Consider the following 14,976-nt stretch of genomic DNA (forward strand, 5'->3'; position numbering starts at 1 on the left):
CTTAATCTTGAGAATGATCATGTATTCTTCTCTTGAATGCTATGACTTTTTCAATAATTTGATTTGCTGTGTCTATTACTACAATCTTATGACCATTTGCCAAAGTAATAACAGTGTCTGGTGTCTCTTCAATCAACTCTATCATGTCGCAGTTTAACACAACTTCGCTATGATTTAATCGCTTTAGCCTTATCATAAATAACCTCTTCTTCTTTTAAAGTATTTATTTAACCATGAGCAGAGTATTTGTTTCCTCTACTCATGGTTAAAAACTATCTTTTTAAGTTCACTATCTCCTGCAACATTTCATCACTGGTGGTTATAATTCTTGAATTAGACTGAAAACCTCTTTGTGTAGCAATCATCGTAACAATTTCCCTCGATAAATCAACATTGGACATTTCTAAGTTACCAGGACTTAATGTACCCAATCCTCCTACCCCTGGATTATCCTCCATCGGCATCCCTGAATTGGAAGTAGCTCTGTACATGTTAGACCCAACTTTTTCTAAGCCCGCTGGATTTCTAAAATTCGCAAGTCTAATTTGACCCAATAACTTTCTTTCACCATTGGAAAATATTCCAGTAATTTCTCCTGTGGGAGCAATGGAAAAATCTTCTAGTGTACCTAATGGGAAACCATTTTTTTCACTGGCATGGGCAGTTGATGAGCTGGCAAACATACTTAGATTTCTATTATCCACTGTAAAGGTAGTTTGTCCTGCCCCATTGGTTAGTCCTGCACCGATTGTTAGCTGCATAGGTTGAGGATCTATTAGCTTTCCCCTAGCATCAAAGGTTAATATATTATTTCCTGGTGCTGGCATATCAGCACCAGCTGTGGCATGAATCATCCCTCCATCTTTGTTTAAATAAAAGGTCTCTATCTGAAAACGACTATTATCATCATCATCATCTTCAATCCTTATATAAACCTGTTTGATTCTATGAATACCTCCTAAACCATCAAAGACTTCATACGTTGTCTCTCTAGCCACCATATCAGTATACTCTGGATTAAGCTGGTAGATCACAGGGTTATCTGGTCCTGCCGGCGCTTCGGGATCCTTTAAGACAGCTTTATAAACTGCGTCGTCATCCACCCCTAAACCTGCCACCGCCAAAACATCATCTAAATCTACCCGCTTTGTTTTAGAATCTAAGTTCCCCTGCATTCCTATTCTGCTTGTTGCCATTGGGTCAAATGTAGCTGATTTTGAAATCGCCAAATCTGATAAATTAGGCTGAAGAATACCTTCTTGGTTTGCTCTAAAACCTAATACCTTTAGCCCATCAGGGGTTAATAAGGTTCCATCAGCATCTAGGGTAAAACTTCCTGCTCTTGTATAATAATGATTTAAAAAATCCGCATCATCTGAGACAATAAAAAAACCATCGCCGCTGATCATAACGTCTGTCATATAGTCTGTTCTTTCCATTGTACCTTGAATATGAAAAGTATCCATCGCAGCAACATCAATACCTAGCCCAACCTGCTGTGGATTGGTACCACCTCTACCATCTCTAGCAGATGATGCTCCCTTAATGGTCTGACTCATTACCTCTTGAAATGTCATTCTAGATCCCTTAAAACCTATAGTGTTAACATTGGCAATATTATTACCAATTACATCCATTCTTGCTTGATGAACCCGCAGACCTGACACAGCAGAAAACATCGATCTCATCATAATTCATGCCCCCTTATTGTTTTTTTAGTATTGCACTTCATCAGTCATTCAGAAGTGATCAGCCTCCATTATTGGTCCGGCTTAAATGATTATAGCCCCATCTATATTGGTAAATACATTTTCCTTAAGTTCTTCCTCTACGGCTACTGTAATCACTGTCTTGTTTTTCACACTGGCAATAAAGACTCTATGATCCATAATGATTAAAGTTTCTTTGATGCCTTTTTTTGCAACAGTATCCATAGCATGATCCAATTTTATCATTTCTTGCTTGGTTAAGTGTATATTCCTCTGCTGCAATCGTTCTGTAGCATGTTTAGAAAATTTTAGTTCATTATTTTTAGTGATTTGTTGCTGTAAAACCCCACCAAAGCCTGTTGCAACATTCAAGTTCTTAGGTTTTGCTGTGTTGTTTTCAGTCAATAGAGGTTTGTTGCTAATTTTATATGTAATCATATTTATGCCTCCTTATTTTTACTATTTTCTAAGGAGCTTCTGTTTCTATTTCTTCTTCATTAACACCTTCACTTTCATTTATATCTTCAACTTCTTCATTGTTGGGCAGTAAAGCATCTGCTATTTTTTCAAGTGTTTTGTTAATGTTATCTAATGTCTCACTCATAAAGGTATGGCTTTTTACAATATTATTGTTCATCATTGTCATATGCTCTGCTAAAGTTGTCTTTGTATCTTGTAAATTTTGATTCATGTTTTGCATCTGCTCTAAAGAACTAAATTGAGCCATTTGAGAAATAAACTCTTTATCTTCCATAGGATTTAGTGGGTCTTGGTTTTGAAGCTGTGTAACTAGAAGTTTCAAAAAAGCATCCTTATCAAGATCATTGGATTTCTGGTTCTTTTTAGTGCTATCATGTTGCCTATAATAATATTCCGTTTTTGTTGCATCATTTACATTACTCAAAATTCTTTCCCTCCTTATCCAAATTTATCAAAATCTGTAGTAACAATATATGGATTGATACTTCTTATAGTCTCTAACTCTTGGGTACCTGCTACCCCATCAAGACTAGCAGCCTTGGATCTTCTAAATTTTGTCCTGTGCTGAGGAGAAGTTTTATTTTGCTGAGAATGATCTGAATCTTGTCCTACTGTAACCTCTATACTTAAAACATTTATCCCCTTTTCTTTTAAGGACTCTCTAAAATCATTTAAGTTGCTTTCAATAACTTCCTTTACTTGTAAGGATTCCACATAGACCTTAGCTTTTATCTCTTGATTATTACTGGATAAGTCTATAGTGATTTTCCCAAGGTTTTCTGGAAGTAACTGTAGATTTATTTGATTTTTACCGTTTTTAAATGAAGCTAGAACTTTATAGCTGATCTCTTCTAAAAAAACATTGCTAGATAACTCTTCAACAGCTACTGTTTCATAAGGTATTGGTATAAATTTTGTTTGTAGCTCCTTTTCCAAACCCAAAGTCTCTAAATGCTGATGGGTATCCACAGTTTCTTGTAGCTTTGGAGAAGAGATTTTCTCTTCTTCTTCTATGAAACCTTTTTGCTGTTTTGGTACTTCTTTCGTATTAAGATGTTCAGTACTCATAGTTATGTATTCATCTATGTGTTCATCTTCTTTTTGAGCTTCTGGCATCTCAATAAAGTTAGGCTCTTTAGGCTTTAAAAGATCTCCGTGAATAGTTACTTCTTCAATTTCTGCTTTAATTTCTTCTATCTTACTAAATATATGCTTGTTATTACCCTCACCATCTTCTGCTATTTCTAGTACCTTCAACAACTCTCCTAACTTTTCTGTAAGATCTGATACTGTCAAGTCTTCTTGAAACACCTTCAATTGGCTTTCTTCTAAAAGATTTTCCTGCTGTATTAAGCAAAACAACTCTTTTATTAGCTCATAGACCATAGGGTTTTGTAGTTGAGTATCTTCTTCCTTCTCTGCTTCTTCTAGCTTTTCTTCATTTCCTAACTGCTCTTGATTTTTTAACTTTTCTTCACTTACTATTTTTTCTTCATTCTCTGTTTTCTCTTCGTTCTCTATTTTTTCTTTGCTTACTTCTTTGCTTACTTCTTTACTTACTATGTTTTCACTTTCTGATGCTTTTTTAACATTTGCAGAGTGACCATTTAAATTTTGTATAAATTTCATATCCTTGGTATGCATGTTTCTTTTAAGCCCATGAAGTGAAGTATTAACACCTTCAATAGTTGTTTGACTTTCATTTTTAAGGATCTCAAAAAAATCTTTTTTATCTTTGTCACTGCCTAATACTTGCATGGAATTTTTGCTAGCTTTTGCATTCATTGCATTTGCTATTTTGTTGAACTCTATCACTTTTTCACCCCCTTTCTAAAGTGCAATTCTATTTCACTACTCTTTTTACTTAAAATAAAGCATATGGATTTGCACCTTTATCTGTTTTCTCATTTTTTAGCTTTAGTTGGAGGCATTTACTATAAACTTTTGTGATAAATCTATAGATCTTTCTGTACTTAATCCTTCTAATAATTGTGCTACCTTATTAGGTTTCAAGTGATTTAGTACATCAATTACCAATTGTTCTTCTGTGAAAGTAATATTTTCATCTCCAATTGAGTAACTGCTGTAGGTGCGATTGGTGGCCATCATTTCTTCTACAACATCCGTTAGCTCCTCCACCGACATCCTTTGGTAAACCTCTACTAGCTCTCTTACCTTAGTTTCATAGTTGTTATATATTTGTACAGCTTCCGCTAAGTTTACAGGTAAGTTAGCCTCTCTGTTATTAAGCACTTCCAGCGTATGAATTTGCTGATATAGCTCTGTGATAAAGGCTTGTTCCTCTACAGAAGCCAAAATTTGTCCTCCAGTTTTTATACTCATGTTTTTGAATAGAACTGCTAAGTCTTGTACTCTAAATTTGTTATCATTGCCTAAGTCAAGCAACTGTTCTTCAAGAGATTTTTTTTCGTAAATACTTGCTAAATCTTCTAATTCTTTTTCTTTGTTTCTTATTTCCTGCATCTTCTTTTCAATATTTCTTCTTGTTGCTTCTCTTAATTGATATCCAACGGTTTCTGTTATCGCTGGATCCAAATAAAGCAAAAATCTTGCACTTTGATCTAAGGAAATACCTTCAAGCAACAGTGCTAATTCTTCTCTATTTAATTGACCACTATGAAAATCCCTTTCTACTCCTGCTATGGCATCTGTTATACTTAGAGAAGAATAATACCTAGCCAACTCACTGATTCTTTCATCCTTTTCTTCATCAATTTCACCCAATATTCTTTGCAGGAGATTAGAGGTTAGTTGTGTTCTTCTTAAGCTTTCTCGTACACCTCTCATCTTCATTGGATTTTCACGATTCAATAGTATTAATAGTTCGTCATAAAGGCTTTTATCTTCTCCTTTGATAATTAGTAATTTATCTACCAATCGATCCTCTTCTAGCGTAATATAATGCTTTGCTATTTGTTGTTTTACATTCTCCTTTTCTTCCTTTGTCGGCATTCCTTTAAAATAATTACCCACATTACTAGGCAGTAAGGATAAATAGTCATTCATTGTATACCTCAGATTTTCATTAGTAAAGTAAAGAATAGTTATCGTCATTATTGGAATAAGCATGAAGGCTATAACAATAATGGCAATAATTGATTTAATGTGGCTTTTTTTTTCGATTTCTTGAAGGCTATCTGTCATTTTAACCTCCTTTGTTCGCTGTGCTTTTATAAGTAACCAATTGATCTATTAAATTTGCTTCGTTTTTTAGTTGTTCACTTATAAATACCTCACGATCCTTTTCCTTTAATTTTTCATATATTTTTGTTTGTTTTTTTGCTTCTACTAGTTCCACTCTTGCTTGATTTAATTTCCATTCATAACTTTTAACTTTGATGGCTTGCTTTTCAATCATATTATTCACCAGCTGAAAGTTGTTTGAACAGTCCTGCAATGTCTTTATTGTTACTATGCTATCTTGTTGTGTTTTCTCATTCCAATGCTCAATAACAAACTGTTTTTTTTCCATCAGTTTGTTTAAATCAGATTTTTCTTTTTCTAAGTGTTTCTGAAGATCAGCAAACTCATATTTTTTACTTTCTTCAATTTTTTCTTTTATTCTTAAAATATGGTTAAATCGATAAACAAAGTTTTCTGCCAACAGAATCCCCTCTTTACTATATTAGTTGACGCATTAAATTTAATACTTCACTATAGTTAATCTTTTCATCTACATCCTGCTGTAAAAAGTTATTTACTGCAGCTATATTTTCAATTGCATAGTCAATTTTTTTATTACTACCTTTAGCATAGGCCCCTATGTTGATTAAGTCTTCAGCATCCTTATAAATTGCTAAAATTTGTTTTATCTCATTAGCAATTTTTATTTGATCCTTTGGGACGATGTTAGGCATAACCCTGCTGACACTGGAAATCACATCAATAGCTGGATAGTGGCCTTGATTCGCTAACTTTCTTGAAAGCACAATATGTCCATCAAGAATACCCCTTACTGCATCAGCAATAGGTTCGTTCATATCATCTCCATCTACAAGAACTGTATATAAACCTGTAATCGCACCTCTATCAGAAGTCCCCGTTCGTTCCAACAATTTAGGTAATACAGCAAACACTGAAGGGGTATACCCTTTGGTAACTGGGGGTTCTCCTATAGCTAGTCCCACTTCTCTTTGGGCCATTGAAAATCTCGTTAGCGAGTCCATCAATAGCAAAACATTTTGTTTTTGGTCTCTAAAATACTCTGCAATAGCAGTGGCCAAAAGAGCTCCCTTCATCCGTACTAAAGGCGGTTGATCAGAAGTAGCAACGATAACAACAGATCTCTTTAAACCTTCTTCCTTAAGATCATTGTCTATAAATTCCTTTACTTCTCTACCCCTCTCTCCAATAAGTGCTATCACATTGATATCAGCTTGAGTATTTCTAGCGATCATACCTAACAAAGTACTTTTACCTACACCACTACCTGCAAAAATTCCTATTCTTTGACCATTACCACAGGTTAATAATCCATCAATCGTCTTTACTCCTAAAGTTAAAGGTTCACTAATTCTTGTTCGATCTAAAGGGTTCAGGGGTTTTCCTACTACAGGATAGGCAGTTGCTTGATTTAATGGTCCTTTATTATCTATGGGATTTCCCAGTCCATCCAAGACTCTACCCAATAGAGAACTACCCACCTTCACCTCTAGAGAAGTACCCAAAGCTTCTACTTTGCTGCCAGGACCAATCCCCTCCATTTCTCCTAAGGGCATTAATAGTACTTTTTTTTCTTTAAAGCCTACAACCTCCGCAATAATAGGACAGTCATTTTTCAGTGTATATATTTTGCATACCTCTCCTACTTTTACAGCTGGTCCTATAGATTCAATGGTTAAGCCGATTACCTGAGATACTTGACCTGTATATTTTATCAGATCTAAAATCTCTAAGGAACTTTTATACTTATTAAGCATGATCTCCTTCATCAAATTCCTCACTTCTCAATAGTTCTTCAAACAGTGTCTCAATCTGTTTCATCTGCACATCAATACTAGAGTCAACTTTCCCTGACAGTGTTTCTATGATAACACTACCTTTTTTCAGAGCAGCATCACTTTTAATCTCTAAGGTATCAATGCCTTCTAACATCATATAGATTCTATTTTTATAGGAATCTAAAATTTCGTACTCTTCCTCACTCACTCGAATGATTAGAGACTCTGTAAAAGTACACTTTTCTAATCCTTTTTGCACAAGGTTAAGCAAAATCTCATTGTTTTTTTCTAACTCATGATCCATCACTTTTTTTATACAATAGATTGTCAGATCAATAATTTCTGGTTCTAATTCTTTTGCTAACTTTTTTCTGACATGATAAATTTCCTGTTTTAAAGCTACTGCTTCATCAATGAGTTGTTGGTATTCCTGATATCCTTCTTGTTGCCCTAGTTGAAATCCCTCTTGATATCCTTCGCTTTTAGAAGCCTCCAAAATTTTTTTACTATCTTCGTAGGCTTCCGCTATAATCATTTCGGCTTCTTTCCCAGCGTTTTCTATTATTTTTTGTGCTTCTACACTTGCTGCCTCTAGCGTTTCCTTTGCCTTTTTTTGCGCAATTTCCTCTGGTGTTTCCTTAGGCTTGGTGGTTTTTATTAAAAGAGGATTTGATTTTTTTGCTATACTTTGGTTTTGAAACTCAAGCTCTTTTTTTTCTCCTAGTATAACCTCCATAGATTTATAAACTCTATACAATGATTTCATCTCCTCCACCACGGGCAATGATAATATCTCCTGTTTCCTCTAGCTTCCTTATAACATTAACAATTTTTTGCTGTGCTTCTTCCACATCTCTAAGCCTTACTGGTCCCATAAATTCCATATCTTCTTTGATCATTTCTGCCATACGCTTAGACATATTAGTGTAAATAACATTGGCCACTTCTTCCGTTGCACCTTTTAAAGCAACAGCTAAGTCATTATTATCGATTTCTCTAATAAACCTTTGGATAGAAGTACTATCTAAGCTAATAATATCTTCAAATACAAACATTCTCTTTCTGATTTCTTCTGCCAGCTCTGCATCTTGTATCTCCAGTGTATCCATAATATTTTTTTCCGTTCCTCTATCAACAGAGTTAAGTATATCTACGATAGATTGGATGCCGCCTGCTGATGTATAATCTTGATTTACTAGTGTAGAAAGCTTTTTCTCTAAAACCATCTCTACTTCCTTAATAATATCAGGAGATGTTCGGTCCATCGTTGCTATCCTGCGGGCCACTTCCGTTTGCTTTGCCTGTGGAAGTGCTGATAAAATTTGTGAAGACTGCGTGGATGGAAGGTAGGATAATATTAAAGCAATAGTTTGTGGATGCTCATTTTGGATAAAGTTTAATAGCTGTGCTGGATCTGCTTTTCTCGCAAAGTCGAAAGGCTTCACCTGTAAGGAAGCTGTAAGCTTATTAATAATATCCATTGCTTTTTGTGAGCCTAATGCCTTTTCCAAAACTTCCTTAGCATAGCCAATACCACCTTCAGAGATATACTCTTGGGCTACACAAATTTCATAAAATTCCTCCATGATTTTTTCTTTTTCTGCAGGAGACACCTTTCTCATATTGGCTATTTCTAAGGTCAACTCCTCAATCTCTTCATTATTTAAATGTTTGAAAATCTGTGCTGAATATTCAGGCCCCAAACTTATTAGTAGAACCGCTGCTTTTTCACGACCCGTTAGCTCTCCTTTTGTCCCTCTTTTAGCCATTCCCTTATTTCACCTCTACTCTTCACTAAGCCAATTTCTAAGAAGTTGTGCCACAGCATCAGGTTTTTTGTTTACTAGCCTCTCCAGTTGCTGCTTCACCTGAGAGCCCGATAGCTCTAAATCTATCTCCTGCATTAATTCCTGTGGCTCGCTAGGAATTTCTCCTATGACCTCTTCTAATTCCTTTTTCTTTCTTCTATTTGTTCTAACAATTAAAAACAGTCCTCCACCTAATAGGGCAGCAGCTGCCAATCCTAGTGCCCAAAGTGGTATCCTTTGACCCCCAGTGGCGGCTCCCTCCATAGCCAGACGTATTTGATCCTCTAAAGCATTGTTAAACTCTTGCACTGCTACCCGTACTACTCTGGTATCTAGACCAGCTGCAGCAGAAATAATGTTCTCTAATTCCCTTCTTTCTTCATCAGTAAGCTCTCCACCATTTATAGCATTTCTATTTAGGTACACTGCCACAGTAATATCCTGTACTTGTCCTTGAGCTTTTACAATTTTTTTCCGCAACTCATTAATTTCATAATTAATCGTTCTGTTTGCTTCATAATATAAAGAATTTTCTTGGTCTTCTACAACATACTGAGGAATATCTTCTGTGTTTGTATCTGTTCCTGGAGCTCCTCCCGCTGCTGAATTTACTACTCTTTGCTGTAAATCCTGCATACTTCTCACTATACCTTCTGTTTCCCCATCAATTGGAGGAGAAAATTCTTGTATTTCAGTAATTTCACTATTAAAGTCCAACTTCACATTTGTCATCACTACTACATTTCCATAGCCATAGACTGTAGAAAGAAAATCAGTAATGCTCTTTTCTAAATCATCCTTTACTGCCTGTTGTAAGGACAACTGATCACTTGGCCCAAAGATTTCTGGCGAATTGGAGGATGTAGCATTCAGCACCCGTCCATCTGGTCCATGCACCGTTACATTTTCTGGACTTAAACCTTGTACAGCATTGGAAACTAAATGAGTAATTCCTGTTACACTGTTTGGATCTAAGGCAGCATTATAATCTAAGTTTAAAAAGACTGATGCAGTAGCACCTTGATCTTGATTATTACGAATAAATCCTGTGTTTTCTGGTATAGACAGTGTCACATATGATTTGTTGATTCCTGGAATTTCCTCAATGATCTTACTAAGTTCATTTCCTAGTGCAACAGTAAACTCTTTTGACTTTTCTTCACTGGTTTTCATAAAATTATTGCCAGAAAAAAAGTCTTCGTAAGAAAAACGTGCTTGGGGCAGTCCTTCAGTAGCAACCACTACCTGTGACCTTTGGTAGTCTGATTTTTGTACCAGTATGGTACTACTAGTTTCCCCAAGCTTTGCTCTTATGCCGCTGCCCTCTAGCGTATTCATAATCTCTCCTGCCTGTTTAGCATCAAGATTGCTATATAACACAACATACTGTGGTCTTGTAAAATAGTAAATAATTGCCGTTAAAGTAAGTAAAATTAGTGCTGCTGAAACAACTATTTTAATTTTTTGCTTTTTTTCCAACCCTTGTAAGTACTCGTTAAATTGATTTCTTATTTGCTGCAATCCTTCAGCCATATATTCACCTCTTTTCAGCTATGATTAAATCTGCATTCTCATAATCTCTCTATAAGCATCAAGTACTTTGCTTCTAATCTCCATCATAAACTGAAGAGACACTTCTGCTTTTTGTGCTGCAATCATAGCTTCATGAATATTATTTAGATCACCAGATGCTAGCTTGATTGAATAATCTTGAGAGTTTTTCTCTAATTTATTAACCTCGCCAATTGCACCGACTAAAAATTCTTTAAAAGAGGTATGCGTTGTATTGCCCTCATCATTAAATAAACCTAAATTATTATTTAATACTTTATTATTTTCTATGTTCAACCGATTTACCTGCATCTATACTACTCCTCCACTATCTTCCTAATTCCAGAGCTTTTAACGCCATATTTTTTGTTGCATTTAGTGCAGTAACATTGGCCTCATACGCTCGTGAAGCAGAAATCATATTTGCCATTTCTGTAACTGTTTCTACATTGGGCATTAAAACATAACCTTGTTCATCTGCATCTGGATGACCAGGATCATGAACTTTTTTAAAGGGTGTTTGATCATTGCGTATCCCTACAACTTCTACTCCTTTTAAATTACTGTTTTTTGTTCCCATAGTCCGGCTGAAAACTTGTGAAAAAGAAGGAGTATCCTTTGCTTTGAAAACAGCCACCTGTCTTCTATATGGTCCTCCATTTACTGTCCTTGTCGTGGTTGCATTGGCAATATTTTTAGATATTACATCCATTCTTAATCTTTCAGCCGTTAAACCTGATGCACTTATATTAATCGCATTAAATATCGACATACCCTACCTCCTTCCTTCGTTAATCACTGTTTTTAACCTTTTTATGTCATTGTTTAGTTGTGTTGAAACCGTGTTATAAGTAATGGTATTTTTAGCTAACTCCGCCATTTCAACGTCTATATCTACATTGTTACCATCTCGACGGGTTTGATAGTTTTGCGGTGTAACAATCTTATGGGTCAAATTGTTGATATTGCCTCTGCCAATTTCAATATGATTGTGATGGGTTGTTTTCCCTGCAATCCCCCGTCCCTTTAATTGATTTTGAAGCAGTTCTTCAAAAACTACATGAGACTTCTTAAAGTTAGGGGTATCTGCATTTGCAATATTATTTGATATAACCTCATCTCTTTTCCATGAAGCATTTAATGTTTTTGTCATTATATCTACATTTTTAAATAAAGCCCTCATATCTACATCTCCTTTAAAAGTTAGCACATTATTCAGACGTAGTTCAAATTTACTTAATAAGGTAACTGAACTGACTTCTATGTATTCCCTTAATTTGTAACGTTTTTTAAATTGTAATGCTTTTTAGCTTGTAGTTTTTCTACAATATCCTCTATTATGACTACTTTCTACAATACTTGTCAAAATCCCTCCAACTTTCATGGCTTTTTTTTGTTTTTTTCCTGAAAATGTGCTGGTAACTTTACTGAAACTTTCCTAAATCCTCCCAATTCATAAGTTTTTCCTACTATTATATAATACTATTTTGTAGAAAAATGTCTAATTTTCAAGGTTTTAAAATTTATGTACTTTATTTATTTTAACAGCGGAACTACCAATATACAAGCAGCAAATTAAAGTTAATAGTTTTTGGGACTTTCTGCCTAATCCTGTCATATTTTGCAAAATAAAAAGAAGCCATTTGTTTTTATAACAGCTTCTTTCTACACAATATTACATTACTATTTAAACTATCGTTTTATTTTCCTTAATTCTTCTAGCAGCCTATCATTCAAGATTCTTATATGAGTTCCCTTCATACCTAAGGACCTTGACTCAATTACACCTGCACTCTCAAACTTTCTTAAGGCATTAACAATTACTGAGCGAGTAATACCTACACGATCAGCAATTTTGCTGGCTACTAAAAGACCTTCGTTGCCATCCAGCTCATTAAATATATGCTCTACCGCTTCTAATTCAGAGTAAGATAAAGTATCTATTGCCATCTGTACCACAGCTTTTTTTCTAGCTTCTTCTTCTATCTCTTCTGTTTTAGCTCTTAGTATCTCTAATCCTACTACGGTGGCACTATATTCTGCCATGACTAAATCTTCATCTTGAAATTTATCCTCATGTCTTGCTAAAACCATGGTGCCTAATCGTTTTCCACTACCATTAATAGGGACAATGGTTACTAACTTATTATAACTCTCAATATCGTATATAAATACCTTCAGTAATTCATCTTGTGTGATATTAGACTGCGTTTCTGTAATTTGCAGTAATTGCTCATTATATTCTTCAGGAAACCTTTTTGTTCCCGTCTTTTCATCAACAATAATTGGACAGTCAGAAGCATCTGTTAAACTGACCCCCAAAACCTTTCCTTTAGAACTAGCAACATATACGTTTGCATCTAAAATTTCACTCAATATTCTACAAAGTTCATTAAAGGATACCGCATATTCCCCAGATTTTTGTAGTATCTTATTAATTCTCCTAGTCTTCTCTAGTAAGTTACTTGCCATTATACTTCCTCCTTGTTCATTAAATAATATATTTATCTTCACTAAAGGTTTTTACTGTATTATTTAGTTTCTTTTTTACATACTGTTGATCAATTGTTATTTCTTTTTCAGATAGTTCTGGAGCTTCAAAAGAAATATCTTCTAACAATTTCTCTGTGATTGTATGTAATCTTCTAGCCCCAATATTGTCACCTTGTTCATTTGTCATATAAGAAACCATAGCAATCTCATCTATAGCTTCCTCTAAAAAATGGATTTTTATACCTTCTGTTTCCAATAACAGCTTATATTGCGTCAACAGAGCATTTTGCGGCTGGGTTAGTATCTTTTTAAAATCTTCTATGGTTAGATTGCTTAAGTTTACTCTTATAGGAAATCTCCCCTGCAATTCTGGTATTAAATCTGAAACTTTAGCTATATGAAAAGCTCCAGCAGCAATGAAAAGAATATGATCAGTTTTTACAGGACCGTACTTTGTCATCACAGTAGACCCCTCGATAATAGGTAAAATATCTCTTTGAACCCCTTCACGAGATACGTCTGGACCAGATCCTCCATGTCCACCAGCAATTTTATCAATTTCATCAATAAAGATAATCCCCTGTTGCTCCGCATTATTAATGGCAGTTGCTATTACTTCATCCATATCCACCAGTTTTTGTGCTTCTTCTTCTATCAATATTTTTCTAGCTTCAGATACAGTAACCTTCCTCTTTTTTGTTTTTTTAGGAATAATTCCACCTAGCATATCCTGAAGGTTGATATTCATCTCTTCATTACCAGCACCAAATATCTCAAATGTATTAGGCATACGATCTTCTATTTCTACTTCTACCAACTCATTCTCCAACAATCCTTCTGTTAGTTGCTTTTCAATTTGCTGTCTCTTTAGTTTTAAATCAACCTCATGTTCTTTTTCACTGGTGGATTCTTCTTCATTATGACTAGTTTTAAACAACATGTCAAATGGGTTTTTAAAGGAAGTTTCTTTTCGAGGTGTAGGGTCTAGTAAATCCAGCAATCGATGATTTGCCAACTTTTTAGCCTTCTCATAATTCTTTTCTATATGTTTTCCTTTAATAATCCTTATAGAAGCCTCTACAAGATCCCTAATCATAGATTCCACATCTCTGCCTACATAACCTACTTCTGTAAACTTGGTGGCTTCTACCTTGATAAAAGGAGCATCTATTAGTTTAGCCAACCTTCTTGCAATTTCTGTTTTCCCTACACCTGTTGGCCCTATCATCAAAATGTTTTTAGGTTTAATTTCTTCTTGAAACTCTATAGAAATTTTACTTCTTCTTATTCTATTTCTCAAGGCAATAGCTACTGCCTTTTTAGCCTCCTGTTGTCCTATAATGTATTTATCTAATTCCTCTACAACTTGTCGTGGTGTAAACTCCTTCATATTTCTCACCTCGCTCTACCACCTTTATAAGGTCTCTACGGTAATTTGATTGTTTGTAAAGACACATATATCCGCAGCAATTTCTAATGATTTTTTTACAATTTCAGCACTAGATAAATCCGTATTTTTTTTCAATGCTATTGCAGCTGCTAAGGCATAGGAACCTCCTGAGCCTATAGCAATCACATCCTCATCAGGTTCTATCACTTCTCCCGAACCACTGATCACCAGCATGGTGGTTTTATTTAATGCGATTAACATAGCCTCTAATTTTGTTAACATTTTGTCACGTCTCCAACTTTGTGCTAATTCAACCGCTGCTCTTTTTAAATTCCCATCATGTTTTTCTAAAAAATTTTCGAATTTTTCTGCTAGTGTGAAGGCATCTGCTACAGACCCGGCAAAACCTATAAGAACTTCATCCTTATAAATTCTCCTTACCTTTTTTGCATGGTGCTTAATAACAGTTCTTTCTCCTAATGTAACCTGCCCATCTCCTGCTATGGCACAGTCTTTATCATTTTTTCTTACTGCTACAATTGTTGTACCCTTTAACATTTTCTTATTTCACCACCAAACAATAA

The 14,976-nt window shown here is 35.0% G+C and carries 17 protein-coding genes; all 17 read right to left on the reverse strand.

Features of this window, described 5'->3' with window-relative positions; genetic code table 11:
* Position 1: 1 nt before the first annotated feature.
* Positions 2 to 196: a flagellar FlbD family protein gene (locus CACET_RS09905; RefSeq protein WP_044825941.1), complete on the reverse strand. Its 195-nt coding sequence runs from the start codon at positions 194 to 196 to the stop codon at positions 2 to 4.
* Between the two features lie 76 nt (positions 197 to 272).
* Positions 273 to 1,691 (reverse strand): flagellar hook protein FlgE, encoded by a 1,419-nt coding sequence (locus CACET_RS09910; RefSeq protein WP_044825942.1) that lies wholly within the window; start codon positions 1,689 to 1,691, stop codon positions 273 to 275.
* 81 nt (positions 1,692 to 1,772) lie between these two features.
* Positions 1,773 to 2,147 carry a TIGR02530 family flagellar biosynthesis protein gene (locus tag CACET_RS09915; protein ID WP_044825943.1) on the reverse strand — a complete coding sequence of 125 codons (375 nt, stop codon included), beginning with the start codon at positions 2,145 to 2,147 and terminating at the stop codon, positions 1,773 to 1,775.
* 28 nt (positions 2,148 to 2,175) lie between these two features.
* Positions 2,176 to 2,613, reverse strand: a complete 438-nt coding sequence (locus CACET_RS21305; protein ID WP_044825944.1) for a flagellar hook capping FlgD N-terminal domain-containing protein — start codon at positions 2,611 to 2,613, stop codon at positions 2,176 to 2,178.
* A gap of 14 nt (positions 2,614 to 2,627) precedes the next feature.
* Complete coding sequence (locus CACET_RS09925; protein WP_044825945.1) at positions 2,628 to 4,004, reverse strand: flagellar hook-length control protein FliK; 1,377 nt, start codon at positions 4,002 to 4,004, stop codon at positions 2,628 to 2,630.
* Positions 4,005 to 4,106: 102 nt separating this feature from the next.
* A complete protein-coding gene (locus CACET_RS09930) occupies positions 4,107 to 5,354 on the reverse strand; it encodes a hypothetical protein (protein WP_044825946.1) in 1,248 nt (415 codons plus the stop codon).
* Position 5,355: 1 nt separating this feature from the next.
* Positions 5,356 to 5,814 (reverse strand): flagellar export protein FliJ, encoded by a 459-nt coding sequence (gene fliJ / locus CACET_RS19465; RefSeq protein ID WP_052661528.1) that lies wholly within the window; start codon positions 5,812 to 5,814, stop codon positions 5,356 to 5,358.
* Between the two features lie 16 nt (positions 5,815 to 5,830).
* Positions 5,831 to 7,141: a flagellar protein export ATPase FliI gene (gene fliI, locus CACET_RS09940; protein WP_044825947.1), complete on the reverse strand. Its 1,311-nt coding sequence runs from the start codon at positions 7,139 to 7,141 to the stop codon at positions 5,831 to 5,833.
* Complete coding sequence (locus CACET_RS09945) at positions 7,122 to 7,907, reverse strand: FliH/SctL family protein (protein ID WP_044825948.1); 786 nt, start codon at positions 7,905 to 7,907, stop codon at positions 7,122 to 7,124. The genes fliI and CACET_RS09945 overlap by 20 nt, the downstream gene beginning before the upstream one ends.
* Positions 7,900 to 8,919 carry a flagellar motor switch protein FliG gene (gene fliG / locus CACET_RS09950; protein WP_044825949.1) on the reverse strand — a complete coding sequence of 340 codons (1,020 nt, stop codon included), beginning with the start codon at positions 8,917 to 8,919 and terminating at the stop codon, positions 7,900 to 7,902. The genes CACET_RS09945 and fliG overlap by 8 nt, the downstream gene beginning before the upstream one ends.
* 15 nt (positions 8,920 to 8,934) lie before the next feature.
* Complete coding sequence (gene fliF, locus CACET_RS09955) at positions 8,935 to 10,491, reverse strand: flagellar basal-body MS-ring/collar protein FliF (protein WP_044825950.1); 1,557 nt, start codon at positions 10,489 to 10,491, stop codon at positions 8,935 to 8,937.
* A 24-nt stretch (positions 10,492 to 10,515) separates the two neighbouring features.
* Entirely contained in the window at positions 10,516 to 10,821 is a 306-nt protein-coding gene (fliE, locus tag CACET_RS09960; RefSeq protein ID WP_044825951.1) for a flagellar hook-basal body complex protein FliE, read from the reverse strand.
* Between the two features lie 16 nt (positions 10,822 to 10,837).
* On the reverse strand, positions 10,838 to 11,281 hold the full coding sequence (gene flgC / locus CACET_RS09965; RefSeq protein ID WP_044825952.1) for a flagellar basal body rod protein FlgC: 444 nt from the start codon (positions 11,279 to 11,281) through the stop codon (positions 10,838 to 10,840).
* 3 nt (positions 11,282 to 11,284) lie between these two features.
* Complete coding sequence (flgB, locus tag CACET_RS09970) at positions 11,285 to 11,692, reverse strand: flagellar basal body rod protein FlgB (protein WP_044825953.1); 408 nt, start codon at positions 11,690 to 11,692, stop codon at positions 11,285 to 11,287.
* 509 nt (positions 11,693 to 12,201) lie between these two features.
* Complete coding sequence (codY, locus tag CACET_RS09975; protein ID WP_044825954.1) at positions 12,202 to 12,981, reverse strand: GTP-sensing pleiotropic transcriptional regulator CodY; 780 nt, start codon at positions 12,979 to 12,981, stop codon at positions 12,202 to 12,204.
* Between the two features lie 19 nt (positions 12,982 to 13,000).
* Positions 13,001 to 14,392 carry an ATP-dependent protease ATPase subunit HslU gene (gene hslU, locus CACET_RS09980; RefSeq protein ID WP_044826007.1) on the reverse strand — a complete coding sequence of 464 codons (1,392 nt, stop codon included), beginning with the start codon at positions 14,390 to 14,392 and terminating at the stop codon, positions 13,001 to 13,003.
* 24 nt (positions 14,393 to 14,416) lie between these two features.
* Complete coding sequence (hslV, locus tag CACET_RS09985) at positions 14,417 to 14,950, reverse strand: ATP-dependent protease subunit HslV (RefSeq protein ID WP_044825955.1); 534 nt, start codon at positions 14,948 to 14,950, stop codon at positions 14,417 to 14,419.
* Positions 14,951 to 14,976 lie beyond the last annotated feature (26 nt).

It is taken from the genome of Clostridium aceticum, assembly GCF_001042715.1.
Classification (GTDB): domain Bacteria; phylum Bacillota; class Clostridia; order Peptostreptococcales; family Natronincolaceae; genus Andreesenella; species Andreesenella acetica.